18 protein-coding genes are annotated in these 24,604 nt (G+C 47.7%); 3 read left to right on the top strand and 15 right to left on the bottom strand.

The window, feature by feature from the left end; translation table 11 throughout:
* Nucleotides 1–10 precede the first annotated feature (10 nt).
* The gene (locus JOE49_RS14870) at nucleotides 11–1,285 is read right to left on the bottom strand and encodes an ABC transporter substrate-binding protein (RefSeq protein ID WP_209943634.1); all 1,275 of its coding nucleotides are present in this window, start codon (nucleotides 1,283–1,285) and stop codon (nucleotides 11–13) included.
* A gap of 243 nt (nucleotides 1,286–1,528) precedes the next feature.
* Here JOE49_RS14870 and JOE49_RS14865 point away from each other — a divergent pair, with 243 nt between their 5' ends.
* Nucleotides 1,529–2,377: a copper amine oxidase N-terminal domain-containing protein gene (locus JOE49_RS14865; protein ID WP_071558910.1), complete on the top strand. Its 849-nt coding sequence runs from the start codon at nucleotides 1,529–1,531 to the stop codon at nucleotides 2,375–2,377.
* A gap of 289 nt (nucleotides 2,378–2,666) precedes the next feature.
* Here the strand turns inward: JOE49_RS14865 and JOE49_RS14860 are convergent, their stop codons facing one another.
* The 3 genes from JOE49_RS14860 to JOE49_RS14850 all read right to left on the bottom strand — a co-directional run bounded on the left by JOE49_RS14860 (nucleotide 2,667) and on the right by JOE49_RS14850 (nucleotide 8,428).
* Nucleotides 2,667–4,508: an adenine deaminase gene (locus JOE49_RS14860; protein WP_075154052.1), complete on the bottom strand. Its 1,842-nt coding sequence runs from the start codon at nucleotides 4,506–4,508 to the stop codon at nucleotides 2,667–2,669.
* A gap of 153 nt (nucleotides 4,509–4,661) precedes the next feature.
* Nucleotides 4,662–7,040, bottom strand: a complete 2,379-nt coding sequence (gene helD, locus JOE49_RS14855; RefSeq protein WP_245248383.1) for an RNA polymerase recycling motor HelD — start codon at nucleotides 7,038–7,040, stop codon at nucleotides 4,662–4,664.
* 356 nt (nucleotides 7,041–7,396) lie between these two features.
* Nucleotides 7,397–8,428, bottom strand: coding sequence for an FUSC family protein (locus JOE49_RS14850; RefSeq protein ID WP_175405266.1), 1,032 nt, complete (start codon nucleotides 8,426–8,428; stop codon nucleotides 7,397–7,399).
* 187 nt (nucleotides 8,429–8,615) lie between these two features.
* On the opposite strand from JOE49_RS14850, the gene JOE49_RS14845 reads away from it, so the two are divergent.
* Entirely contained in the window at nucleotides 8,616–9,938 is a 1,323-nt protein-coding gene (locus JOE49_RS14845; protein ID WP_209941687.1) for an MFS transporter, read from the top strand.
* Nucleotides 9,939–10,031: 93 nt separating this feature from the next.
* Nucleotides 10,032–11,201: a glycosyltransferase family 4 protein gene (locus JOE49_RS14840; protein ID WP_209941685.1), complete on the top strand. Its 1,170-nt coding sequence runs from the start codon at nucleotides 10,032–10,034 to the stop codon at nucleotides 11,199–11,201.
* 57 nt (nucleotides 11,202–11,258) lie between these two features.
* Here the strand turns inward: JOE49_RS14840 and JOE49_RS14835 are convergent, their stop codons facing one another.
* From JOE49_RS14835 to JOE49_RS14785, 11 genes are all read right to left on the bottom strand, one after another.
* Nucleotides 11,259–11,891 carry a DUF2238 domain-containing protein gene (locus JOE49_RS14835; RefSeq protein WP_023988099.1) on the bottom strand — a complete coding sequence of 211 codons (633 nt, stop codon included), beginning with the start codon at nucleotides 11,889–11,891 and terminating at the stop codon, nucleotides 11,259–11,261.
* 25 nt (nucleotides 11,892–11,916) lie between these two features.
* Nucleotides 11,917–12,120: a YwbE family protein gene (locus JOE49_RS14830; protein ID WP_013309792.1), complete on the bottom strand. Its 204-nt coding sequence runs from the start codon at nucleotides 12,118–12,120 to the stop codon at nucleotides 11,917–11,919.
* A gap of 65 nt (nucleotides 12,121–12,185) precedes the next feature.
* The gene (locus JOE49_RS14825; RefSeq protein WP_209941683.1) at nucleotides 12,186–12,926 is read right to left on the bottom strand and encodes a DUF1361 domain-containing protein; all 741 of its coding nucleotides are present in this window, start codon (nucleotides 12,924–12,926) and stop codon (nucleotides 12,186–12,188) included.
* Between the two features lie 186 nt (nucleotides 12,927–13,112).
* Nucleotides 13,113–14,864: a hypothetical protein gene (locus JOE49_RS14820; RefSeq protein WP_209941681.1), complete on the bottom strand. Its 1,752-nt coding sequence runs from the start codon at nucleotides 14,862–14,864 to the stop codon at nucleotides 13,113–13,115.
* Between the two features lie 34 nt (nucleotides 14,865–14,898).
* Nucleotides 14,899–15,861: a sugar phosphate isomerase/epimerase family protein gene (locus JOE49_RS14815; RefSeq protein WP_481856236.1), complete on the bottom strand. Its 963-nt coding sequence runs from the start codon at nucleotides 15,859–15,861 to the stop codon at nucleotides 14,899–14,901.
* Entirely contained in the window at nucleotides 15,858–16,730 is an 873-nt protein-coding gene (locus JOE49_RS14810; RefSeq protein WP_209941679.1) for a carbohydrate ABC transporter permease, read from the bottom strand. Before JOE49_RS14810 ends, JOE49_RS14815 begins: the two co-directional genes overlap by 4 nt.
* 16 nt (nucleotides 16,731–16,746) lie before the next feature.
* Nucleotides 16,747–17,649 carry an ABC transporter permease gene (locus tag JOE49_RS14805; protein WP_025721738.1) on the bottom strand — a complete coding sequence of 301 codons (903 nt, stop codon included), beginning with the start codon at nucleotides 17,647–17,649 and terminating at the stop codon, nucleotides 16,747–16,749.
* Between the two features lie 30 nt (nucleotides 17,650–17,679).
* Nucleotides 17,680–19,287 (bottom strand): extracellular solute-binding protein, encoded by a 1,608-nt coding sequence (locus tag JOE49_RS14800; RefSeq protein ID WP_209941677.1) that lies wholly within the window; start codon nucleotides 19,285–19,287, stop codon nucleotides 17,680–17,682.
* 394 nt (nucleotides 19,288–19,681) lie between these two features.
* Entirely contained in the window at nucleotides 19,682–20,887 is a 1,206-nt protein-coding gene (locus JOE49_RS14795; protein ID WP_023988092.1) for an MFS transporter, read from the bottom strand.
* A gap of 19 nt (nucleotides 20,888–20,906) precedes the next feature.
* The gene (locus tag JOE49_RS14790) at nucleotides 20,907–21,968 is read right to left on the bottom strand and encodes an ROK family protein (RefSeq protein ID WP_023988091.1); all 1,062 of its coding nucleotides are present in this window, start codon (nucleotides 21,966–21,968) and stop codon (nucleotides 20,907–20,909) included.
* 187 nt (nucleotides 21,969–22,155) lie between these two features.
* Entirely contained in the window at nucleotides 22,156–24,462 is a 2,307-nt protein-coding gene (locus JOE49_RS14785; RefSeq protein ID WP_209941675.1) for a helix-turn-helix domain-containing protein, read from the bottom strand.
* Nucleotides 24,463–24,604 lie beyond the last annotated feature (142 nt).

Raw genomic sequence — 24,604 nt, 5'->3', positions numbered from 1 at the left:
TCTCGTGTCATCACTGCTGAGCTTTCCAGTATATGCGTATTTGACGCAACAGCTCAGCCTTATCTATTTTTCCACTGATGTAGCTTTGGATAGATGCTCCTGTGATGGCCCCATGATCAGGTGGAAGTGTTGCCATAAACGGCAGCGTCTTTCCGCTCGACATATATGACTTGATCGATTTACTCAAGGGATCGGTAGGCTCCAAGTCAATATTCTTGAACGCCGGTATAACATTGGCCTTGTTAACCAAAAACTCTTGTCCAGACTTTTCGTATACCAGCCAGTTCAAAAACTTCTTTGCTTCCTCTTGCTGCTGAGGTGTGGTAGTTTTGGAGTCGATGAATATATACTTTGTCACACCGACTGTAATCTTAGCATTGTTAGGATCATCCGTATTATCGCTTAATGGAAGGGGCAAAAAGCCGTATTCCTCATTTGCTGTATCATTGCTCTTAATTCCAGCCCACGCCCAGTTGCCCATAAACCAAAGCCCTATCTTGCCCTCTCCCAAAGCTTTGGCTCCATCGTCATATGTACTGTCCAAAGGCGAGTGCTTATTGATGCTGTTATCCTTGAGTAGGTCTAAAGTTTGTACCCATCCAGACATTACACTATTTTGGGACATATCGATGGAGCTGTTCTGCATACCTTTAACAAACTCTGAAAAACCCCCAGGCTGAACAGAATAAGACAAAGCTAAAAGATGAGAGCCGAGAGACCAGTCCATTGGCGAAAGCATGACCGGTGCTACTCCCGTCTTCTGAATCCTAGCCATTAATGAGTTCAGGCTGCTTCTGCTTTTTACCGAGGAAGCATCAAAAGAACCCCCTGTCGCTTTGTCCAGCACTTTCTTATTGTATATTAATCCGTAGCCTTCCACTGCAAATGGAAATCCGAGCACAGCATCGCTTTTCTTAACGGTGTCAAGTCCATTTTCTATTGTATCGGCTACCCACTTTTCTTTACTTAAATCAACGGCTTTATCCAGAAATTGCTGAGTGTCTCCCGGATCAAGCATCGACATGGTCGCTGCACTTCCTGAGCCGTACATCGACATCAGCTTTTGATATGCAGACGTTCCCTCAGGAGCGGTTATAATCTCTAAAGATACTCCGGGGTGCTCTTGATTGTATTGTTTTGCTACTTCTTCTAATTGAGTTTTTATTTCACTTTTGGAATTCAAAAGTGTAATCTTGGTCGTCTGCTGTGATACTGGTGAGGCTGAACAACCTATAAACATCATTAAACATGCTAGAGAAATCGCAACTTTTAGCTGTATTCTCATTAACTTTCCCCCTAAGGATTTACTTTGATAAAATTTATGAATAATATTCAATGTTATCGACATAATTCCCCGGGAAGGTTAGGAATTTTCCATTGGTAAATGAAGGAAGTTAATTGAATAGTACAAACTGGTTGTTACGTTAAGTTAACAGACAGGACAGCGCAACGATCTTTATCCAGTTGCGTCTTAATATGGGGTAAAGTTGCTGTGCAACAAATTAAACCAAGAAAGGAGCAATCATTTATGAAAAAAGCTTTCTTTGGGGCTTTTCTTACAATTTTTTTATTTATTTCATCGTCCACTACTTATGCAGCAGAAAATCAAATCAAAGTTGACGGTGTGACTACTACATCCGATGTGAAGCCCGAAATGAAGAACAAACGCACAATGGTACCTCTACGTGTTATTAGTGAAAGTTTGGGGGCTAGCGTCGAGTGGTCCAATTCCGAGGTTATTCTCGCAAAAAGCGATATGAAAGTGAAATTAGCAATAAATAGAAGCACCGCGGAAAAAAACGGAGAAAAGATACTGCTTGATGTAAAACCATACACGAAAAATAATCGCATATATGTTCCACTTCGTTTTATTGCAGAGACGTTTGGCTGTAATGTCAATTACAACAACTTTGCAGTGACTGTTGATACTAAACCATTGTTCATAGACGGTGTACAAGTAAAAGCATTGCAATATGAATACCATATGTTTATGGGCGGCGTAGTTCAGCAAATTAATGTAAATGCATTTAATGAAACCATTTATAATATTTTTGCAAAAAACATAGGTGAAAAGGTTGAAGCACCTGCAAACTACTCTTGGAGCTTCACTATTGACACATTTGGGTCTTATTATAAAAATGCACAATATGATTTCTTAGACCAAAAAGGGAAAAGCTTAGTTCGTTTTGATATTTATTCTTTAATTAGTCCTGTTCCATCTGAACTTTCAACAGAATATCCAGAGATTTTAGTTCATGACGTATCGAAAGATGAGTGGTATTTGTTTAACGATACCGCAAGAAAATCCATTAATCAGTTAATGTTTACCGCTGGGAAGAACGGTTTTCTGAAGATTATAAGTAACACAACTGTATAATGTGATTTTTTCTTATTACACTTTTTTCGTCTCCAAAAGTTAAAAGGCGAATTCCCTGCTGAATATGCTTCACATGGGTTTGCTCTACAAACCTGTTCCAATCCTGCCCTATAATCGAGGCATGATGAGCCATCTTTTCTAATGAACGATAATAGGGATGCATCTGCTCACCACTCCTTGACTTTTATAAAGGAATCGAAGATAACTTTTTTGGCTTCGTATATGAAAAACAGGGGTTGTCCTGCAGGTCTGGTCAGACCTGCAGGACAACCCCCAGCGACGTGTTCTATCAGACTTCCGCAGCATCCTCTTCCACGAAAAGAGATACCTTGCGGATGCCATCCGCTCCGATCACGACAAGCCCCTGATCCGACAGACGGATTTCAGGGATAACGACCAGTGCGAGCAGTGACAGTGTCATCAGCGCGTTGTTCAGCATGCAGCCGGATTGCTGAAGCGCCCGGCTGATACTTTCGGACTGCGCAGCCACCTCTGCAAACGGAGCTGGGGACATCAGCCCGGCGATAGGCAGCGGGAAGCGCGTCTCACCCGAGGCGGATACGACGACCACGCCACCACGCAGGGCAACAGCCTGCTTCGCCGCCTGGGTCATGAGCTCGTCATCATTACCAATGACGAGCAGGTTGTGGCTATCATGCGCAACGGTCATGGCAATCGCAGCCGGCTCGGTGAAGCCTACACCTGTTACAAGTGCAACCGCGTGACTGCCACTGGCATGATGGCGCTCGAAAACGGCTATTTTGCACAAATCCTGTGCAGGATCTGCCGTGACTTCTCCATTACGGACCGGAACGGTCATCCGCACTTCCTTCGTGTCCACGTGATTTTCCGTAACACGAATCACTCGTACAGGTACATCCCCTTCCTGTACTGGAGCCGCAATGCGGAAATCTGCAGCACTCAGCTCTCGCCCCAGATGGACGGTGTCCATCACTTCCGCAGGATACACGAAGCCGTCCCAATCGGCGACCATTTGACCGTGCTCGGCCACCAGCTGGCCCGCTGCGATGGTAGCCGTCACATTCACTTCGGCCAATCGGCCATCAAGCAAAATAATGTCGGCAATCGCACCCGGAATGATCGCTCCGATATCCCGTGCCACGCCGAAGCGCTCTGCCGTATTCAGCGTGGCCATCTGAAACGCGGTTACGGGCTTGACGCCCTGTGCAATAGCATGACGCACGACGAAATCCATCTGTCCTTCATGGAGCAAGGATTCTGCGCTGCGGTCATCCGTTACCAGCATCATGCGGCGCGTGTCGAGACCCATTTCCGTGCTGGCTCGGATCGTCTCGGCCACATCATGCCATGCGGAGCCTTGCCGCATCTTGGCATACATGCCGAGCCGGATACGCTCGGCTACATCCTCGGGCGTGACACACTCGTGATCGCCCGTAATTCCCGCGGCTGCATAGACCGGCAGACGCCAATCATCGGAGGCCCATGTAAAATGGCCATCCGCCACCTTGCCCGCGCGCAGCGTGGCCTGAATTTCCCCGATCATCACATCGTCTCCATAGACGACACCAGGGAAATTCATGACTTCGCCCAGCCCGATCATATCCGGGCCCCAGCTTAACGCCTCTGCGACTTCCGCCGGGCCGAAGGAGGCACCCGTCGTTTCCAGCTCCGGACCTGTGGACGGCACGCAAGAAGCCACCTGCATGTAAGCAGCAAGCGGTGTCGTACGTGCTTCGTCCAGCATCAGACGAAGCCCTTTTAGACCCAGTACATTGGAAATTTCATGCGGGTCAAAAAACCCCCCCGTCACTCCCAGCGGCAGTACAGCCTTAGCGAACTCAGTTACGGTCAGCTGTGTGCTTTCGATGTGACAATGTCCGTCCAGTAACCCCGGTGCCATATAGCGGCCTTCGGCTTCAATGATTATGGTGTCTTCTCCAATCGTATGACTGACGTCCCTACCGACGTAAGCGATACGAGAACCTTGCACAGCAATAGACATGCCTGGCAGCAATTCGCCCGATACCACATTGACCAGCGTTCCTCCGCGGATCACCAGCGATGCCTTGCGCTCCCCTCTAGCTGTAGCCACCAGCTCGGGTACACAGTCCGCCAGCGGCGGGCGTTGAAATACACTCTTCATGTCCATTACGTTTGTAACCTCCGTTTATGCTTCTTACCTGTTTTTCTTATTTGCTTATGTTACTGGAATACGCTCCATAATGCCAGCCAACTCTACATCTATTCAAGCATCGCATGGGTTTCTAAGGTATTTGCCCCCAGCTGATTGCCAATGTCCTCTCTATAGAACACGATCACTTTCTTCCACTTTGCGAGTATACGTATCCGAATCCCGTAAACTCACGAATGGCGTAATCTCCCCTATGCTATAAATATGCAGCAGATGCATCGCTCGCGTACAGGCGGTGTAGAATAACTTACGCTCACTCTCACGCTGGTATTGTTTCGCTGATCCGTCATAAATCAGGACCGCATCGAATTCCACGCCTTTTGCCAGGTAGGCCGGAATGATATGAATCCCCTTTTCAAAAGCGGGAGTTGTTTTCTTAATCAATTTTGGCTTCACTGACAGCTTTTCTTCCAGCGCTTCGTAGGCTACCGCGCTTTCGTCAGCATTTTTACAAATCACCGCGATGGATTCATAGCCTTCTGCCAACAATTCTGTGACATTCCCAGCTATCTGTTGATGCAACTTTTCACGCGAATGCACCTCGTTTACAAGAGGCTTCTCACCCTTACGATTAAACGGTACAATGTGCTCTCCCCCAGCGACCATCCCCCGAGTAAATTCCACAATCTCCTGTGTTGAGCGATAGCTTCGTGTCAGGGAAATCATTTCGGTCTGATCTGCACCATACAAGTCATACAATGGCTCTGCATCCTGAAGCACCGAGGCATGGGCATAGATAGCCTGATTAAAATCACCCAGTGCCGTCATTTTAGCCTGTGGAAATAAGCGCTTGAAGAAAGCCAGTTGGAATGGGGAATAGTCCTGTGCCTCATCAATAAACACGTGACGGATGTTGCTATTAGAACGGAAACCCAGCATCAACTCACGCAAATATAAAAAGGGTGTCACATCCTCATACGCTAACTCCCCAGCCTGAATTCGTTCCAGAGTTTGTCGACTAATTTCACCCCAGCTGACGGGCAGCTCTGCATGATTCGCCAGTTGGCTCAGCAGCGTCTCGTTCATAAACAGCTCGCTGTAGAGCCGGGTCGTATCTACGAAGCGAAGCGCCTTAATCCATTTGCGCAGGGGCTTTAAGCGGTCACTGACCACCATACGCGCCAATATTTCTCTTTCACGCGTAAAATCGTCGAAGGTATCGCCCTTATTCTTGGATTTACGGCGCATGCGGTTATAGGCACGCTGATAATCCTCCGGCTCCATCAGATCCATCTGTTGATCCACCCATGGGGCGGAGCATTCTTCCTTACCAAAGCGGGCCAGCTCTTTGAGCATCCAATCCCGCAGCAGTTCCAATCGGTTCGCCAGCCGCACCGTAGAGTCGAATTCATAAAACTTGCGTGCCATTTGCTCTACTGAAACCACCTCACGTCCCTGAAAGCGGATGGGTTTAAAACGCATTCCCTCCTGTTCCAAATACGTCTTGTAGCCTGTAATCACGTGTAAGAATGTCTTGGACGACTTAAAGCGGATACCCTCCATCCTGGCTTCATACCCAGGCTGTAACGACGCTGAAAGCACATATTCCAGCTGTTCAAATGGATCTTCTAACTGAAACTCCCGGCCCAAACGCCGCTCCAAATATTCCTGAAACGTGGCCTGAAGCATATTTTCCTCACCCAATTCAGGCAATACTGTCGATACATAACTGTTGAACATCGGGTTAGGCGAGAATAACACGACCTGATCCGCTCGTAAGCGATCCCGGTACTTATACAGCAAATACGCTACTCTCTGAAGCGCAGCAGAGGTTTTGCCACTTCCCGCCGCCCCCTGAACAATGAGCATCCGACTTCGATCATCACGGATGATGCGATTCTGCTCCTTTTGGATGGTAGCGACAATACTTTTCATTTGAGCATCCGAGCTGCGGCTCAATACTGCTTGAAGAAGTTCGTCTCCAATCGTCACCCCTGTATCGAACATAAAACGGATCTGTCCATCACGGATCGAGAATTGGCGCTTAAGCGTGAGTTCCCCTTCCATCTCCCCTGCCGGGGTCTTATATGAAGCGGGCCCCGGCATGTTATCGTAATAAAGATTGGAAATAGGCGCGCGCCAGTCGTATATCAGAAACTCCTCATCTTGATTATCCAGCAGGGAGGCAATCCCCAGATAAACACGTTCCGCAGTCTGCCCTTCCTCAGCAAAATCAATGCGTGCAAAATACGGTGAATCAAGTAACTTTTTCAAACGACCTAACGCCTCTGTAGAATGCTTGTGTCTTCGTTCCCGCTCAGACAAAATCTCAGACTGCTGACGCAAACTGGTGGACGTCTCGCCCACATCATCCGCCTCACTGAAATTGATCGTTACCTCATCCCAGAAGTCTTTACGCATATCGACGACATCTCCGCGCACAGAACCAACCTCTGTCTCTAGCTTCCGAATACGCCCGCTAATTACTGCGGTCACATCTTCTACTCTTCGTTGTTCTTCATTCCATTGCTGTTCAGTAGTCACTGACATCGCTCCTGTTCCGTTTCCTCCTGCTCCACGCAGGGCTCCCTTGCGTACAAACTATGCTCTATTATGGACCCGGGCATACTCGCGGCATCCCCCTGATCCGGGAAAATTGACTAATCCTTTGAAGCATGCTATAATATAACAAGAAGTGTAATTCACAACTTATGCATATGGTTTCACCATAAAACAGAGCATCCTCTATTGTAGCAAGTTCGGTCCCTGTTCGCAACCAGTGGGCTTTTTTTGTGCGTTCTGGCAACCTTCTATTAACCTGTTCTTACATAATTGAATTCATTACATAAAAAAGCGACCAGCCATCTGATTGATGAATGCGGTCGCTTTTCTTTTAGGAAATTCGCCTATCTGCTTTCTTCCACAGGATGAATATGATCGGCCAGTCTGCTCAGCCTCTCCAGCTGATGACCATAATCGTACATCGCCGCAGCTACAATGGAAAGCCGCAGCATTCCCTCCTGACAATGGTCAAAACGTGTAATCGCATGCTTCATAAATTCGCCGTTGGCTTGCTGAAACAATTCACTTTCGTCCTCATTCGGTTTTAGCTTATTTTCGAATTTCAGTAGAGCATGCTCGTGAAAACGAATCAGTAGCTCCAGATGACTGTCAAAAAAAGCATCCGTTCCCTTTGGCCGTAGAGACTGGAAGTAGTGCCTTTCCACTGCATCCAGTACCTCATATCCTTTGTGCAAACTTCCGAGCATTTGTTTGTATACTACCATTTGTCTCGTTTGACTAAACTTAGAGCGCTTGAGCTTCTTCTGCTCTTCCTCGAACAAATGATATTTGTCCGACAGCGATTTAATAGCTCCCTCCAGATTTCCTTTTTCCTCTTTAAAGACAGACTCCTTAATCTCATCGGAAATGGCAGTACGCAGCAACAAAGACATGCTGTTAAATACATTTTGAATCTGATTAATAAACTGCCTTTTCGGTTTCGGAGGAAAAACGCTAACATTGATGACAAAAGCAGACACAATCCCAATCAAAGTGAGCGCAAAGCGGGTCACCGCAAATTTCCAGTCTCCTGAGGCTTCCATTACAGAAACAACGGTCACAAGTGTCAATCCAACCGTATCAGCCATATTTATTTTCAGACATATCATAAGTACCAATACACATACCAGCCCGACTGCAATCGGCTCATTCGAAAATACCATTCCGCCCAGCAACGCCATGATTGCACCTAGTGTGCTTGTTTGGAGTTGATCCAGAAAATAACGCCACGACCTATATATCGACGGTTGCATGGCAAAAATAGCGGCTATCGCTGCCCCCACAGGCGAATGGGTGTTCAAAAGCGTGCTCAGAAAAAGGGCGAGCGTCACTGCGATTCCCGTTTTTAACACCCGTGCTCCAAAAGCCAAAGCCATCCCTCCTGCTTACCTTTCAAATTTATTCATACCGAATTACTATAATGAAAATTCAATGTAAAGTCCATGCTTTATTATTACCCAAAACAATCGGAGATCAGGAATATTTATGAAATGTACAGTTCCTGATAGAATACATATCAACAGAATTAACTTATTTGCAACAACGTCACAGGAGGAACTCATCGTGTCATGGATTAGCAAAATGTTAGAAGAGCCCCGAAAGTGGCCGCGTAATATCCGATTGTTTTTTATGGCCAATCTGCTGTACCAGATGGGTACGGGAATGTTTTCTGTGCTGTACAACCTGTATATCCAAAAGCTTGGCTTTGACGATGATATGAACGGCCAAGTGGTCAGCATGCAGGCGCTAGCGACGGCGTTGCTGTTCATTCCGGTCGGATTTTGGGGCGATCGGACGAGCCGCAAAAATATGCTGGTCATCGGCGCGTTATTCAGCGGCCTGGCCTTTCTCGCCCGTACCTTTACAGATACCAGTGGAAGCATGTTGGTATTTGCCGTAATCTCAGGTGTATTCGCCGCCTTTATTCAGGTGCTGGCTGTGCCTTTCTTAGCGGAAAGCATAAGTAAAGCCCAACGCTTAAAGATATTCAGCTATTACTCAGCTCTTGTACTGGCAGCCCAAGTCCTAGGCAGCTTCGGGGGTGGTGTACTCGCAGATGGGCTGCAGACGTGGGGAATCACACCGCTATCCAGTCTGCGGGTTGCTCTGTTCCTTGGAGGAATGGCAACATTGACCGCTTTTACTCCTCTATTATTCATCACAAAAACTACGGCAACCTTAGAAGCACCAGCTCCTGCCGAATCTTCACCTCAAACAGAACAAGTACATACGCCGCACAGTACATCCGATATACCTGACTCGGAGACGCCTGCTGCTGCTTCTGATCGCCGGGTTATTGGACAATTTGTTCTGGCCCAGTTTTTTCTTGGGTTAGGTTCAGGTCTGGTCATCCCGTATCTTAATTTGTATTTTACGAACCGCTTCTCCGTATCACTCAGCGCAATGAGTTTACTGATTGCACTCGGCCAGCTCATGACCATCCTCTCCATGTTGATCGGACCTACCCTCGGTAGCCGAATAGGACTGGTCAGAGCTGTAGTTGGCTTCCAAATGCTTTCGCTACCGTTCCTTCTCATTACAGGCTTTACGAACGTGCTATGGATCGCTTCCATCAGCTTTCTATTCAGGCAAGCGCTAATGAATGCAGCCAATCCGCTGCAAACCGCCATTCTCGTCGAACGTGTGTCAGATAAAAATCGTGGCATTGCCAACTCCATTCTCCAGACGACCTGGATGCTAGGCACCGCAGGTATGGGACCTGTACAAGCCTATTTGGTTACAACTTATGGCAACTACTGGGGCTATGCCATCACATTTAGCATGACAGGTGTTTTCTATATTTTGTCTTCCCTCGTCTATTACAGAATGTTCCGAGAAAAGCGCCCGTCCGCGGGCCAGCTTTTACAAAACCCGGCAAGCCCGTAAACAAAATCATGACACAATAAAAGCCGGAGCCTCCAAGCGGACTCCCCTGGAACGTCATAGGATAAATGAGAATGGCGGAGGAGGAATGAAGGCATGCTTCGAGTTGCATTATTTACGGACACGTATACGCCTGACGTGAATGGCGCTGCTCTGACCCTGGAACGATGGATTGGCTATCTGGAGACACATGGAGTATCTACGCTCGTCTTCGCACCGGAGGCAGACCATCATCTGCCCTCTGGGCCGGGTGTGGAGCGATTTCGGAGTATTCCCTTTTTATTGTACCGGGAATGCAGACTTGCGATCCCCAACGCCAAACAGATCAACGAGCGTCTGTCAGCCTTTTCCCCGCATTTGATTCATGTCGCTACTCCGTTTAACCTTGGCCTGTATGGAACAAGCTACGCAGCCAAACACCATATTCCACTCGTCGCCTCATATCACACCCACTTTGATAAATACCTCGAATATTACAAGCTTCGCTGGCTTGAACCTGCGTTATGGAAATACATGCTCTGGTTTCACAGACATTGCGAAAGGGTGTATGTCCCTTCTCAATCAACCATGGAATTGTTGCGCAATAAAGGAATGGGGCAGCTCGAAATCTGGAGTAGAGGCATTGATACTGACCGATTTCAACCAAAGGTGGACCGTAATGCAGTATGGAGGAAATGGGGCGTTCATGCAGATGCATTTGTTATTTTGTATGTGGGCAGGCTTGCACCGGAAAAGGGGATAGACACGTTACTGGATTCCTATCTCCAGTTACCCGACGACGTCCGCGCAGCCTCTGTGCTGGTCATTGCAGGAGATGGTCCATTGTATAAGGTCAAAACTACAGCGGATATAGGGGTACCGGAGCATGCAGTCCACTGGCTTGGTTTTGTGAAAGGGCCGGAATTAGCTGAACTCTACGCCGCAGCCGACGTATTTCTCTTCCCTTCCACCACGGAAACCTTCGGCAACGTTGTACTGGAGGCTATGGCGAGCGGTACATCTGTGGTCGGTGCCAATGAAGGCGGGGTAAAAGATAATCTAATCCATGGAAAAACAGGGCTATTGTGTCCTGCTGGGGACGCCGCTGCCTTTGCCAAAGCTGTACACCTGTTGTACGAGAATGCCTCACTTCGCGATTCTATGTCCAGAGCGGGTAGAGCCTACAGCCTGGAGCAGACGTGGGACCGTATTTTTGAACGGCTACTGGACAGCTACATGGACGCAGCAACCCTACACCTCGACAGCCGTCCCATGACGCGAATGTAGCCTTCAAAAACAGCGAAATTCCAGATAGCATGATAAAAGCGAGGTAAATAAATTCTGCTAATACCTTAATTGTTTCAGCAGCTTGTTATGTACCCCACTCAACAAAATCACTGCGGTCAAGGCACCGATGAACGCAAGAAGCATATCCCATTGGGTATCCCATACATCTCCCTGTGTGCCCAAAAAGGCTTCTGCTGCCGTTCCGGTTGCCTTGGCTACAGCAAACTCAATCAGTTCGTACACAGCGCTGATCGCAAGACACACACTAACCGTGAGGAAAGTGAGCCAGCTCCCGCTTCCCAAGGCCGTTTTACGCAACAGCACTTCCCTGACAATGAGTGCAGGTACAAAACCTTGTACAAAATGCCCAAGTCGATCATAATAATTGCGCTCCAGTCCGAACGTATCCCGGATCCAGTTGAACAGTGGCATTTCGGCATAGGTATAATGTCCACCGACAATCAGGATCAATGCGTGCAGCCAGATTAGGGTGTATACCAGATTGGTAAACCGAAATCTACGGTACAAAGCCGTCAGCAGCACAGCTCCCAAAACCGCGGGTAGAACTTCCAGTACCCATGTAAAATAATCCACCGGGCGAATCAAGGACCAAATGAGGGCAAGCGCCAGCAATACAAGTAAAACAAGCGGGTAGCGATCATTTTTAGACCATGCCGTTGCCTGGTTCATCTTCATTCCTCCTCAGCCCAAAGCTCTAGCCTTCGTTCGTTACGATATGTTTGACACGCCCAACCTGTCCGTCTGCCAAACGCACTTTGATTCCATGCGGATGACGCGGGGAATTGGTCAAAATATCTTTCACCGTTCCTCGCGTCAGCTTACCGGTAGGCTGATCCTTTTTAAGTACAATATCTACCTGAAGACCAGCGCGAATATCGGATCGATTCTGTCCGTTCATTGTAGCTACTCCTCCTTTGTTTTTACAATTTTTTGATGATATCCAGCCACTCAGCTGCAATCAAATCACCAGCGACGCCATTCGTCCTGGCGGTTGTTCCCCATCCAGACTACGCACATCGTGGATACATAGCTGACGAGCAAAATAACAAATACCATCCCACTAAACTCCACAAAATGAGTACGTTGCAAGGAGTCTGCCCATATGGAAGATACCTGTCCATACAGTTGAGAGGGCGCAGAAACAATATCCCATGTGTTTCCTCGAAAGAAACGGCCAATGTAAATACCCAGGCTGCTCAACAAGAGTACCGCCAGCATAAACAGCCAACTAACAAGCCCACCACGTGCACGCTGTACCAATTGTCGTACGGATTCGAGCGATACAAAACCCATTGTCAGGCCAAGTACGGCTACCAGCAGCATTCCCAGTACATGATTCCAAAAGTACGGATTTCCCCAGAAACGTTGCTCCCCGAGAAATGGATATCTGGCGAATACATGCAGCAAATCTGTGATCAAATAGGGTGTATTGGGATAAAAGAAAAGCCATGCCGCCCCCGTAACCCAGAGTAAAAATGTCCTTGTTCCCCGCCTCCACGAGCTGTACATTACATCAAGCAGTAGCGTCAACAGCATAGGAATCCAGGCCAACATCATATTCCACCAAATAAAAAGATAAGGGCGGCCCCCTGAGGGCAGTCGCACGTTAATGATCCACAATGTACTGATTACGGAGCATAAGGCCAGTGCTAAAAAAACATAGAGTTTTAGTGGATAATTTAACGATCTTAAACGGGCATACATATGTGTCTTTCCTCCTTGTAACCGTCCTGCCTTCCTGACGTTCCAATTTACACCTGTTCTGGACAGTGTACACCACAATGGCTTCAAGCTCAATGGAAGCGCTCTACCTCTACATAAATGAACATAAAAAAACATCTGTTCTCCGGGAATTGACCTCATCCCCGAAAAATAGATGCTTACTGTGTTTTAGACTTCACTCACAGGTAAAGGCGACATACGAATGTGGATCGTCTGATCAAACGGAGCCATCCAGTTGACCAGCAATGTATGGCAATCCATGGGGAGAGTGGCTCCCCTTACGGAATTAGCCATATGCTCTACGGTTGTTCCCATCAACTCAAACCACGCATTCCCAGATTCATAGCGCGCCATACCGCCAGTCCAACATTGAATCGTTTCGTTAACCAGCCGATATTCCCCGCAAGTGAAGCGTCCTTCGCGCCCAAAAATAAATCGAATCTGTGTCATGCAATCTACTGGACCCTCTGAGCGAAAACGAAGCGTCCACACATCACCCTGACGATCCACATCGACCCGAATTTCATGCTTTTGTTCATGGGTTAATGGCCGTTTGTGATGCGGAAGCAAGTACCACGGACTGACTTCCTCCTGCGAGGTAGGCGGCAGATCTAAGGTCGCTACAGGGCCATAATAACCTTTGACCTGTGTGCCCGACAGAGTCCAACCATGTTCGTGAGCTGTCAGCTTCTGCATGGGTACAAAACCAGGCGAGAAATACGATGCAGCCTGAACCGCCAATAATCGTGCATCTCCGTGCCGCAACGATAGGAACGATGAAGCCTCGGTCATCAGTGTGGCACTGGTATCCTCCTGCCGATATCGAACGACTGGCGCGCCAAAGTCCGTATGCAGTCGGCTATGATAAATCTGCTGGTGATGGCCTGCCTCATCCATTCGACTCAGATAGTCAGCCCTTGGGAAGTCTCCGTTCAGTAGTTGGTTATAGGTGACAGGTAATGTAGCTGGCAATACTTCACGAGTTTGCAAACGCGGATCTAGTAAAAAGCGCACAGCCGCATTGATAGGAGCACCGCCAGGATGATCCATGACTTGAATAGCGGCGACAGCCATCGCTTCAAATATAGCGTCCTCATCCTCTGTAGCCAGCATGGCATATGGTAGAAGATAAGAAGATAAGTTCAGGATCACCCCAAAATCCTGTCTCCCTGAATACTCTGTGACCACTTCGCCATCAGGATGGACAAGGTACACCATCATGCGTAAATTACGGCGCACCGACTCTAGTAGCTCCGGCTGTTTTAATAATCGGGCAGCATGAATCAGCATAATATCGCTAACGGCATTATAAATTCCGTTGCTGCGCTCCGTCCATTCGCCATCTGGTGTCCCGTCCAGCCCTTCGGCTAGCCAAGCCTCGGCCCGCACGAGTGCCTCGGGTAGATTAAACAGCTCATGTAGAAATCCCAGCGCAGCACACAATACCCAACGGTGATTTGGCGTATGGCAACCTCCGGTCAGCATGACCGGAATCGTCCGCTCCAGAAACAAGCGGATCGCATCAATCACCCGACGCAGCTCCAGCCAGTCGTCACCAACCAGCAGCTGATAGACCTGGGCGTAGCCTACCACCACGAACGCTGTATCCGGTGGCGAGTGAAAATTGGTCCAGCCCGGTGAAATAGAACCGTCCTCATGCTGCACACGTAGCATGTACTGCACAGCCAGCTCCAGTCGGATGAGTACATCCTCATTCCGATAATATGCAGAATCCGGATTGACGAGCGCTGCCGCCCAGATCGCCATTGCGGCAGGAGTACCGACCGAATGATTAGGCCAGGCGATTCCATTCTCATCATCAGTCACTCCGCCGTAATAACGGCTGTCAGCATCCAGCACCTGATGGTCCATACCTGGTTTTACCCAGGCATCGTTGATCGCTACGATTTTACTATACATTCCTCTCAACCCCTGTAATATGCATAATCGTTTATCATCCTTGCGGCTGAAGCTTCGCTATCTTACTTGTCAGCAACTCATGGCTACGTTCAATATCCTCCGGCTGACAAGCTGCTTTCAGCTCATAAACCTTAATAGGGGCCTGCCGGATAATATTCACGAAACGATCAAAGAACTCCAGATCACCGCTATGAATATAAGGGCACCAGTGATCAGATAATCCAATGGTTTCATGAATATGAACACCGAGAATATAGTCGATCATTTCATTGGCTTCCTTGGCGTTGTCGTACAGTCCCATTCGGTCCATAATCATACCGTGTCCAATGTCATACCACAGATAGACAGGTGCACCCTTCAAACGATCTATAATCGTCTTTGCCTCCTGCAACGTAGGCATCTGATAGCAACGTGAACGCGTTTCAATGCCAATGGCTACATCATATCCCTTGGATGCGATGCGGTCACATACCTCTTCCAGACTATCACGGATGCGTTGTACATAGTGCCCACTCAGTGAATTCCGACGCTCCAGCATTTGGCCCCACAACGTTTGATAAGCAGCAGAATTCCTGCCCTGCTCATTGAAAATATCCTCTAGTTCCTCACTGATATCATATGGAAATGGAACCTCTCCGGGATGCACAACTACCGCTTTTGCACCATAACGATGCGCATATTCCGCAGATTGCACCAACAGCTCTATCGCACGTTGTCGCTTGCTTTCATCGTCAAACCCGAGCAGAACGGAATCCGTGCCGTAATCCGGGTCTGGTGTATGAGGAAATGTATTATGCACACTCGATATGCCGATTTCTCCCCGCTCAATCATAGGCTCAATCGTCGTCAGCATTTCCCGGGTAATGTTATAGTTCAACTCCACCCTGCTAAAGCCCAACTGACGGATTTCCTCTACAAGTTCTCGGCCGACCGTATGCTTTTTAATATTCCAACAGGTGGAAAAGGAATATTCCCCCTTCGCCTTCATTATCATCACCCTTTCACCGCTCCCACCATCACGCCGCTGACAAAATATCTTTGCAGCCACGGATACACTAGCAGAATTGGAACCGTTGCAAAAATGACACTTGCTGCCTTCAACCCTTCAGGCGTAATTCTCGCGCCACTGGCTCCTTCCAGCCTGGTTAGCTCGGATACCATATTATTTTGAATCATTTGATACAGCTTGAGCTGTAACGGGAACAAATCGGGGTTTTGAATATACATCAGCGTATCCTGAAATCCGTTCCAACGGCCAACACCGTAAAACAGGCTTAATGTCGCCAGCACAGGCAAGGACAGCGGTAGTACAATCCGAAGCAAAGTGCCGAACTGGCTGCTGCCATCGACTTCTGCTGCTTCTTCCAAGCTTTCTGGAATCCCATTAAAAAAGGAAATCAAAATAATCAGATAAAACGGGCTGATCAGCCCTGGTAAAATAAGGGACCACATATTATTCAACAAATGTAAGTCGCGCACCAGAATGTATTCAGGAATGATGCCGCCGCTGAAAAACATCGTTACTACAATAATGAACATAATCGTTTTACGACCTCTTAGGTGTTTCTTTGTTAATGGATATGCTGCGATAATTGTCATTAACATACTCAGCACTGTCGTGATCAGCGTCAGCATAACTGTAAACCCGAGCGAACGGATCATGCTCATATCAGAAAAGACCTTTCCGTATGCCTTCAAATTGAACTCTACTGGGAACAAAGTAACTTCCCCGGATGTAATGGCCCGGTTCGAGCTAAAGGAAATAGACAAAATGTGAATAAACGGGGCCAAGCACAGTAGTACAGCCACAGCCACCAACACGGTGGTTACGATATCAAAGGTGCGATTTGCAGTACGTTCACTCATCAGATTGTCAGCTCCTTTACATAATACTTTCATCTGTCAGTTTCTTGGAGGCATAGTTAGCGCCTAATACGAAGATGAGACCAACCACAGCTTGGAACAGGCCTACCACCGTTGCCAGCGTATATTGCCCGGATTCCATCCCGATGCGATACACGAACGTGCTAAGTACATCGGAATAATCTCGAACCGCCACATTTCCAATTACATAAGGACGATCAAAGCCAATAGTGATCATATTACCCAAATTAATGATAAGCAGCGTAGCAATTGTCGTTTTCATGCCAGGGATCGTAATGTACCAAATTCTTTTCATGCGTCCTGCACCATCTACCTCGGCAGCTTCGAACAATTCCCGGTTAATCCCAGTCAAGGCAGCGAGGTACAAAATCGTTCCCCAGCCTGCACTTTGCCACACCCCTGTCAGCAGGTAGGTGAGTACCCAGTCATTTTTATCTGTCAAAAATGGAATCGCCTGAAACCCGAGCGAAGTAAGCACATTGTTGATCATGCCGGACTGCGTACCAAACACCTGGTACACAATCCCGCCAATAATCACCCACGAAATAAAATGGGGAACGTACAAAATCGTTTGTGACAGCTTTTTAAACCAGACTACTTTCATTTCATAGAGCAAAATCGCCAAGATTAAAGGTGCTGGAAAAGATACCAGCAAATCAAGCAGATTTAGCACGATGGTATTGCGCAGCGTTCGATAAAAATCATCCATACGAAACACTTCTCTAAACGCATCGAACCCGATCCACTCACTCCCTGTAATTCCCTGAAAAAAGTTGAAATCCTTAAACGCGATCTGTACTCCCCACATCGGACCATATTTGAACACAATGAAGTAGGCCAGGGGCAGCACAAGCAACGCGTATAATTGCCAATATCTGCGGAAGTAAACGTTCCCTTTCATGCGCTGTCTCCTCCTTTACTTTCCGCCTTCTTACTTGCCTGTCATGGCCTTATAAGCTTCGGTACGCTCATCCAATATCGCTTGACCACCGCTCACCATATAATCCTTCAACGCCGCTTCGAATGTTGCATCAAACTGCGCCGGAGGCACCATCACGGATTTAACGACCATTTCGTCAAACTTATCCAGCAATGAGTTACTGTATTTTGACTCGGCTTTAATCGGATGGTCAAATTTCACTGGTGAAATTGTGTCCGTGTTGGAAATATCCATCGCCTTGCGAACATCCTCCTGGAATTGGGACGGCATGCCCAAAACAAAGGCTTCCTTGTTTTTGTTATCGTCTCCTGCAATCTTGCCATTCGCAATAATGACCACATCACCCTGATTATAGATACGATCCTGCGCTTCTTGTGTCGGTTTCTCCTTGGCAACTGGAATTCCGTCTTTCAAGGTATAGTTCTCGCCTTCCACACCATTTTGCATTTCAAGCAGCACCTTCTCGGAAGACATCCAGTCGAGATACTTGATCGCCTCAATCGCATGCTCACTGGATTTAGGTACCATAATGTAGAGTCCATTGGATGCAAATTCTGGCTTGGCGTGCTTACCCTCACTGTTGGTATAAGGGTCCATTGGAGTCAGCTTCGCTGCGGACTGGTTAGCCAACAGATTCGGATAGGCGGAGTCGTTATAATAGATGTTGTCGTAATCTTCACTGAAAAAACCGGTATTTCCGCTTTGAATATCCTGAGTCAGCTGTTTTTTGTCCTTATCCAGACCAAAGTCCTTGCTGATCAGATTCTCATTGTAAAGCTTGTTCATAAACTGAACTCCATCCTTGAATCCAGGTAGCAGGATTGGATAGTCACGGGAACCCAGCTCTTGGGTTAGCGTATATTTCTGCTCATCTGTCACTGGCTTAATAAAAGACCACAACAGCGGATCATATTGCCCCGGCTCCATCGTCATTCCCAGCGGAACGACCTTACCGCCGGTCTTGCCGGGGTCTTTTTCCTTGAACGCTTTTAGCGTGTTGTATAGTTCGTCTGTCGTTTTAGGAACAGGCATATTCAGCGTATCGAGCCAATCCTGACGAATAAAAGAGGAATATTTCCCTAAGATGGTACGTTTGCCGGGAATGGCGAACTGCTTGCCCCCCACCTGACCGTAGCTGAGCGTATCTTCACCGAGGAATTTTTTAAGATTTGGGCCGTACTCATTCAGCAGAGGGGTCAAGTCTGTCAGTCCACCCTGCTCCGCATACCGTTCAAAGGTTCCGGAATCATAAGTGAACACGATATCAGGTACATCACCACCGCTAGCCATCAGAACATTCAGCTTGGTAACTTCTTCGGAGCGCTGAACGGGCACGTACGTCAGATCAATATCGTTGGGTTTGCCAAAGTTTTCTTTTGCATAACGGGTTAAATAGCTGTCAGTAATGGTATAGCCCTGAGGTGTATTGCCTCTGTCAAAAATTTCAACCTTCAATGAACCACCCTTGTTTCCGGTAGCGGTCGAAGCCTTGTCCGCCTCACCCGACGAGCATCCACTCAATACAACCGACAGTGCAACCGTAGCTGCAAGCAGCAGACGAAGCTTCTTCAATGTTCCTCCAGCCTTATTCCCACTCATTCCTGAACACCCCTTTGTCTGCTTTTCCCGTTCGTCGCCTCTTCTGAGGAGGAGGTTATGACATTTCATGCATCGGCATGAGTCTGTCCCTTTTGGTCCGGGATGTGCCTTAGTATGACATGACCGCAGGAAAACTGACAATAAACTAGTTTCCCAATCATAAACCGGTTGATTGAAAGCGATTACTGAACATGATGAAGCGCTTACTCTTATTAAAAATCACTATTTTCCTGTGAATAAACCATTTTCTTTATTCGTTTTGTGTGAGCTATAGTTCCATATCACGTGATTTAAAAGTTTTTCGCACTAAAAAAAGAGCATCCTCACCCTCATCAGGGATTCGATGCTCACACTACATTTTGTTAATTTCAATGAAATACTAATGTCACTACTCCTACTGTGAAGTCTCTGAAGGGAGGCTCATGGATAGTTTGCGTACCTTCCCTGTTTTCCCATCCTTACGGCTACGTGATACATAAACCATCATTAATGCCCCCAAGGTTGCGCTGATCAGACACGCCAGGTTCATTAATTGCGGCCCTCCAGCGTGAAGAAGAAAGCCATTTAACAAATTACCTACAATCCCTGCCAGCCCGGCAAATACCATATTGAACACGCTTTGTCCGGTCGCTTGCATATCCTTTTCAGTTACATGTGAAACATACTCGACCGCTGCGATGTAGAAAAAACCAAATGACAATCCGTGCAGCACCTGCACAGCAATCATAACAGTAGGGTCGGGAAAAGCTAATTGAATTCCCCATCGAATCATATAAGCGACTGCCCCTAGCAAAAGAGTTCTCTCTAACCCAATCTTTCGAATCACTCGTGAAGCGAGCAGCATGGAGGGGACATTCGTAATGGACGCAATCAGCAGAGCAACCCCGACCAAACTCGTAAGTCCTCCCGACATCTTAAAGGCCAATACAAAATAGGTGTTGAATGCAGTTAACGTCTGATTTACTAAAAAACTGCCCCCCAAAAATATTAAAAATGTCCTGTTGCGTATCAATTGACCAATGCCGTCCGAAAACGATTTGCGCAGCACGAGATCTTCCTCCGTATTTTTCGGCAACGCCAGCGCCGTCAGGGCCGCAAGACTGTTCAGCACCAAAAAAGGTACCCACATCATAGTCACAGATAACAGCGATACAAATAGCCCCCCGGCGTAACCGCCCACCGCATTGCCTATACTCGCCATAAATCGTATACTGCCATAGGTCGTTCCTGCCTTCTTGGCCGCCACAATCGCATAGGAATCCGCAATCGGCGCCTGCGTTGCCGTAAATATTGCCATAGTGGAATACACAAGCGCCATCAGAACAAAACGCTCCGACTGATAACATACGGCCATAATTCCCGGAACCGCTACACTCAAAATGAGCACCAGCCGCATTTGACGATATTGATCCACAATAATTCCCCATATCGGCTGAACCAAAATGGATACCAGCGTACCAATCGCCATCAGAACACCGACACTGCTGCTCGTCAATCCATTCTGAACCAGCAGTAGTGTCAAATATGGATTAAACATGCCCCCTGCCAAGCCAATAAACAAATAGAAGCTTCGTAGCTTCAGCATTTGTGAGCCTACCATCTGGAAACCTCCCTGTTGTTTAGCGTACCGAGCTGCCCAGAATCGTAGCCAATGCTCCGATGGCCCCGGCTTCATTCCCCAGACCAGCAGGTACAATAGTACAAGGAATATCCGTCCATAAGGCTACTCTTTGCCGAATTTCATCCAAATAATACGTGTTACCTTCTGCTACACCGCCACCTACAACGATCATTTCCGGGTTCAGCAGGCTGATCACATTCGTCAAAGCCATCGCCATATGCACTAGTGCAGGCTCTAAAATCATCCGTGCTTCTACATCACCTTCGGACGCCGCTTGCAAAACATGTCTCGCCCCTACCTCGTCCCTGTTTCCTCCTGCCAGCTGGATCATGTGTGTTCCTGGTATGCCAGAGGCGAGTGCTGATTTTACACTGCGCGTTATCGCTGTACCCGATGTCAAAGATTCGAACACACCGAACTCGTCCGTCCCTTTCTGTTTTGCTGCTTGCCATGCCTGTTCCTCGCCTGCAATCCAGTAAGCCATCTCACCTGCTCCGCCTGCGGCTCCCTTATACATCTCTCCATTTAAAATAAGACCACAACCGATACCTGTTCCCACCGTTATCATCATCACATGCCGTAATCCCCGAGCTGCCCCTAACCATTGTTCTCCCAAAGCAGCCATATTCACATCATTATCCAGCACCAAGCGACCACTGTATCGGTGTGCAACGATAGATCGTATACTTTCATGCGCATTACCGCCATGCGTACTGTCGCCATGTATACGATCTTGAACACTCCATGGAATTGCCGGGGCGTGGGTAATCGTTCCGCTATCGTTATCTACCACACCGGGGAAACCGATACCTATGCCTTTTAACTGTGCCAGCGACAAGCCTTCCTGTTTTAGACAATGTTCCAGCTCCTCGAATAGACTCTCAAAGAAAAAATGGGCATCGTTCGTATGAACCGTCGGAAATTTATGCCTCACCACTACTTGCTGTTCCGCTGTGCCGATACAGATCAGCGTCTTCGTCCCGCCAACATCAATGCCTGCGGCCCAGCCGGAAGCCTTCGGCTCATCCCTGTGTTGCTTTTGTACATACATGTCCGCCATAGCCATCCTCCGTCATTCCGGTTCGCCATCATGCCTGCCAATACATCGGCTGTTGACGCCCTGTAGGTTCAAGATATGGACATAAGTATCGCATTTGAACACCTGTGCCGCAATAAACTAAATTCCGCCCCATAAACTGACGCGCTTTACTCCCCCTTTTAATGAAAAAAACAAAAAAGGCGAGCGCCTATAGCGCTCCCCCTGTTAATGAATCCTCCGGTTTTAATCTCAGCTTGCGATAATCTCCCGGCGTTACGCCGACTACCCGCTTAAATACCCGCCCAAAGGTAATCGAATTGGCATAACCAACCTGAGTCGCAATATGCTGAACCGTCTCGGTCGTGTTACACAGCATTTGCTGGGCATGATTCATACGGAGCCGGGTCAAAAAATCGACGAATTTCATATCAAATTCTGTTTTAAATAGATGACTAGCATATTTAGGTGACACATCAAAACGTTCACTCAAATGATTTAACGATAAATCCGGATTCGTATAGTGCTCTTCAATATATTGCTTCATTTCGCTAACCATAGCCCGGTAGCTTTTGGTTTCACTGGCGGCAACGTAAGTCCGATACACAGTGGTCATGTGCTCCAGCATTAGCGTATGCATCACAGCCAATGAAGAAGCAGACTCGACCTCAGATTTCCATCGTTCTGCTTCCGGCCCGTTAAAATAACGATCCAGTGCCCCCGATACATCCTTCATCTCACGCATTTCTCGTTCCAATAGCTCTTGCAGCCACTGCATTACCGTTAAAATATCTCCATCCTTCAGCTTGTCTGTTTCCATTGCCCCAAATAGTCCTTCCAGCTGTACACGCCAATCGTGGCTCGCCAGCCGAAAAGAACGAATCGTCTCCGAAATCAGCGGCAAATAGGAGTATAATGGAATGTCATCAGCCTGCGGAACCTGTTCACTGGTTACAATATCACGCACTCCAAGCGTTAACCGGTACCGCAGAGCAGAAATGGCGGACCGATAGGAATCCTGAACATGCGCCAACTCATGAATCTGGCCGCCTATCCCAATCGTGAGCTGTACACCCAGATGCCCATGCAGCCACTCACAGCCTGTTTGTGCCATTTCTTGCAGCTTCACACCCAGTAAGCCTTCCCCATCATCTACCTCTTTCCGCAATAAAATGGAAATTCTTTTACGACTCATCCATTCTGCCCAGCCCTGCCATCCATAGGTAGCTGCTAGTTCCTGTACCACACCAAGCAACGACAGGCTTAAACGCTGATCTTCGCCCCCATGATCCTCTAAATGTCTGCTACCGTCTGCTGTCTGTGGCAGATCCAGATCGTGCAACTCTACCACCATGACAGCATAAACCAGAGTAACACCTCTCTTCCCGCCATCCGCAAAAGGAGAAAGATCATTCAGCCGAAGCTCTACCGTTTCGGTGCCTGTACCTTCCATAAGATCAAGGAACAGCTGCCGCCGCCGAATGAGTATATTCGCATGCTCCTGCTGTTCATAATCAATCGTTTGCCGAATCAGACTTTGCAACGCATGATCAATCATCCACAGCTCGTCCTTGTTGTTTTCCTCACCCGGACGGCTGGGCAGTTGTTGAATACGCTGCATCATCAGCTGAATTGGCCTGTAATTTCTGCGGGTCACATAAATAATGTAGATCACCGCTAATATAACAACAGCCAATCCAACTACAATCCAGACGTAAGAGATAACAGACACCCACTCGAACAACTGTCCGGCACGAATACCACTTTCAAAACTCCATCCCAGCCGGGGGGACATCAGATGAGTCAGTTGCTGCCCGTCCTCTGCTTTTACAGCATCTTTTGTACCGGATGCAGCTGGATAAATGGTTTGACCGCTAGCATCATTAATCACCAAATAGGAAACTGTCGGATTCGTCATTTGACCAATCATTTGCCGCAACGGATACACACCGATATTGATTACCAGCAGCCCTTGTCCTCCAAAAGGCAACGGGAGGCGCTTATGCATCGAAATCACACGTCCTGACGTATGTGTTCCCGGCTCCGTCCATTCCCGCACAGGTGACCACTGCCGATCCTCCGACCGAAGAGCCTGCTCAATATACGGATAATCACCGAATGTCGAAGCATCCTGAAGTCCACTTCTCGTTAACACCGTGTGATCCTTCGTTCGATAAATATAAACGGAATGTACCAGTTCATGATTATCCTTAAGCGCGCGTAGGCTTCCAACCAGCCCATACAGCATCGTGCTGCCACTTTGCGCCTGCCCATTCAGAAAAGAACTGTAGCTCTTGTTCGTCTCCGCCTCGCTTAATACGTCCATTTCTACCTTTGTCAGCGACTTCTCCACACTGTCCAGCACAAATCCGGTTGTAATCCGATTCGCCTTTCCAGTTTCATTGCGCGATATTTCGTTTACAATCAGGAAGGATAAAAAAATGAGGATCGACACCGTTAACATAAAAATCGGGAAATAGGAAAAAAGCAATCTCCTGTACCAGCTCTTTCGCATCATGTCCTCCCCCTGCCGCCTAATGCTTTCATGACCCTCTCTATAGGGCTTCGCTTAACACTAAGCATACTCGTGATGTCAGTTTTAATGCGGATTTGATTATACTTTGAACCTATTCTACCAAAATTAGATGCTAAATAGATAG

It is taken from the genome of Paenibacillus sp. PvR133 (assembly GCF_017833155.1).
GTDB classification, from domain to species: domain Bacteria; phylum Bacillota; class Bacilli; order Paenibacillales; family Paenibacillaceae; genus Paenibacillus; species Paenibacillus polymyxa_B.
This window is presented reverse-complemented; position numbering and strand designations above follow the sequence as displayed.

Bases quoted from the DNA above. Each gene is read 5' to 3' on its own strand.
- JOE49_RS14870 (WP_209943634.1), bottom strand. From the start codon at position 1,285: ATGAGAATACAGCTAAAAGTTGCGATTTCTCTAGCATGTTTAATGATG.
- helD (WP_245248383.1), bottom strand. From the start codon at position 7,040: ATGTCAGTGACTACTGAACAGCAATGGAATGAAGAACAACGAAGAGTA.
- JOE49_RS14865 (WP_071558910.1), top strand. From the start codon at position 1,529: ATGAAAAAAGCTTTCTTTGGGGCTTTTCTTACAATTTTTTTATTTATT.
- JOE49_RS14820 (WP_209941681.1), bottom strand. From the start codon at position 14,864: ATGTATAGTAAAATCGTAGCGATCAACGATGCCTGGGTAAAACCAGGT.
- JOE49_RS14830 (WP_013309792.1), bottom strand. From the start codon at position 12,120: ATGAACGGACAGAATCGATCCGATATTCGCGCTGGTCTTCAGGTAGAT.
- JOE49_RS14785 (WP_209941675.1), bottom strand. From the start codon at position 24,462: ATGATGCGAAAGAGCTGGTACAGGAGATTGCTTTTTTCCTATTTCCCG.
- JOE49_RS14795 (WP_023988092.1), bottom strand. From the start codon at position 20,887: ATGGTAGGCTCACAAATGCTGAAGCTACGAAGCTTCTATTTGTTTATT.
- JOE49_RS14810 (WP_209941679.1), bottom strand. From the start codon at position 16,730: ATGAGTGAACGTACTGCAAATCGCACCTTTGATATCGTAACCACCGTG.
- JOE49_RS14790 (WP_023988091.1), bottom strand. From the start codon at position 21,968: ATGGCGGACATGTATGTACAAAAGCAACACAGGGATGAGCCGAAGGCT.
- JOE49_RS14800 (WP_209941677.1), bottom strand. From the start codon at position 19,287: ATGAGTGGGAATAAGGCTGGAGGAACATTGAAGAAGCTTCGTCTGCTG.
- JOE49_RS14860 (WP_075154052.1), bottom strand. From the start codon at position 4,508: ATGGACATGAAGAGTGTATTTCAACGCCCGCCGCTGGCGGACTGTGTA.
- JOE49_RS14825 (WP_209941683.1), bottom strand. From the start codon at position 12,926: ATGTATGCCCGTTTAAGATCGTTAAATTATCCACTAAAACTCTATGTT.
- JOE49_RS14850 (WP_175405266.1), bottom strand. From the start codon at position 8,428: ATGGCTTTGGCTTTTGGAGCACGGGTGTTAAAAACGGGAATCGCAGTG.
- JOE49_RS14840 (WP_209941685.1), top strand. From the start codon at position 10,032: ATGCTTCGAGTTGCATTATTTACGGACACGTATACGCCTGACGTGAAT.
- JOE49_RS14805 (WP_025721738.1), bottom strand. From the start codon at position 17,649: ATGAAAGGGAACGTTTACTTCCGCAGATATTGGCAATTATACGCGTTG.
- JOE49_RS14835 (WP_023988099.1), bottom strand. From the start codon at position 11,891: ATGAACCAGGCAACGGCATGGTCTAAAAATGATCGCTACCCGCTTGTT.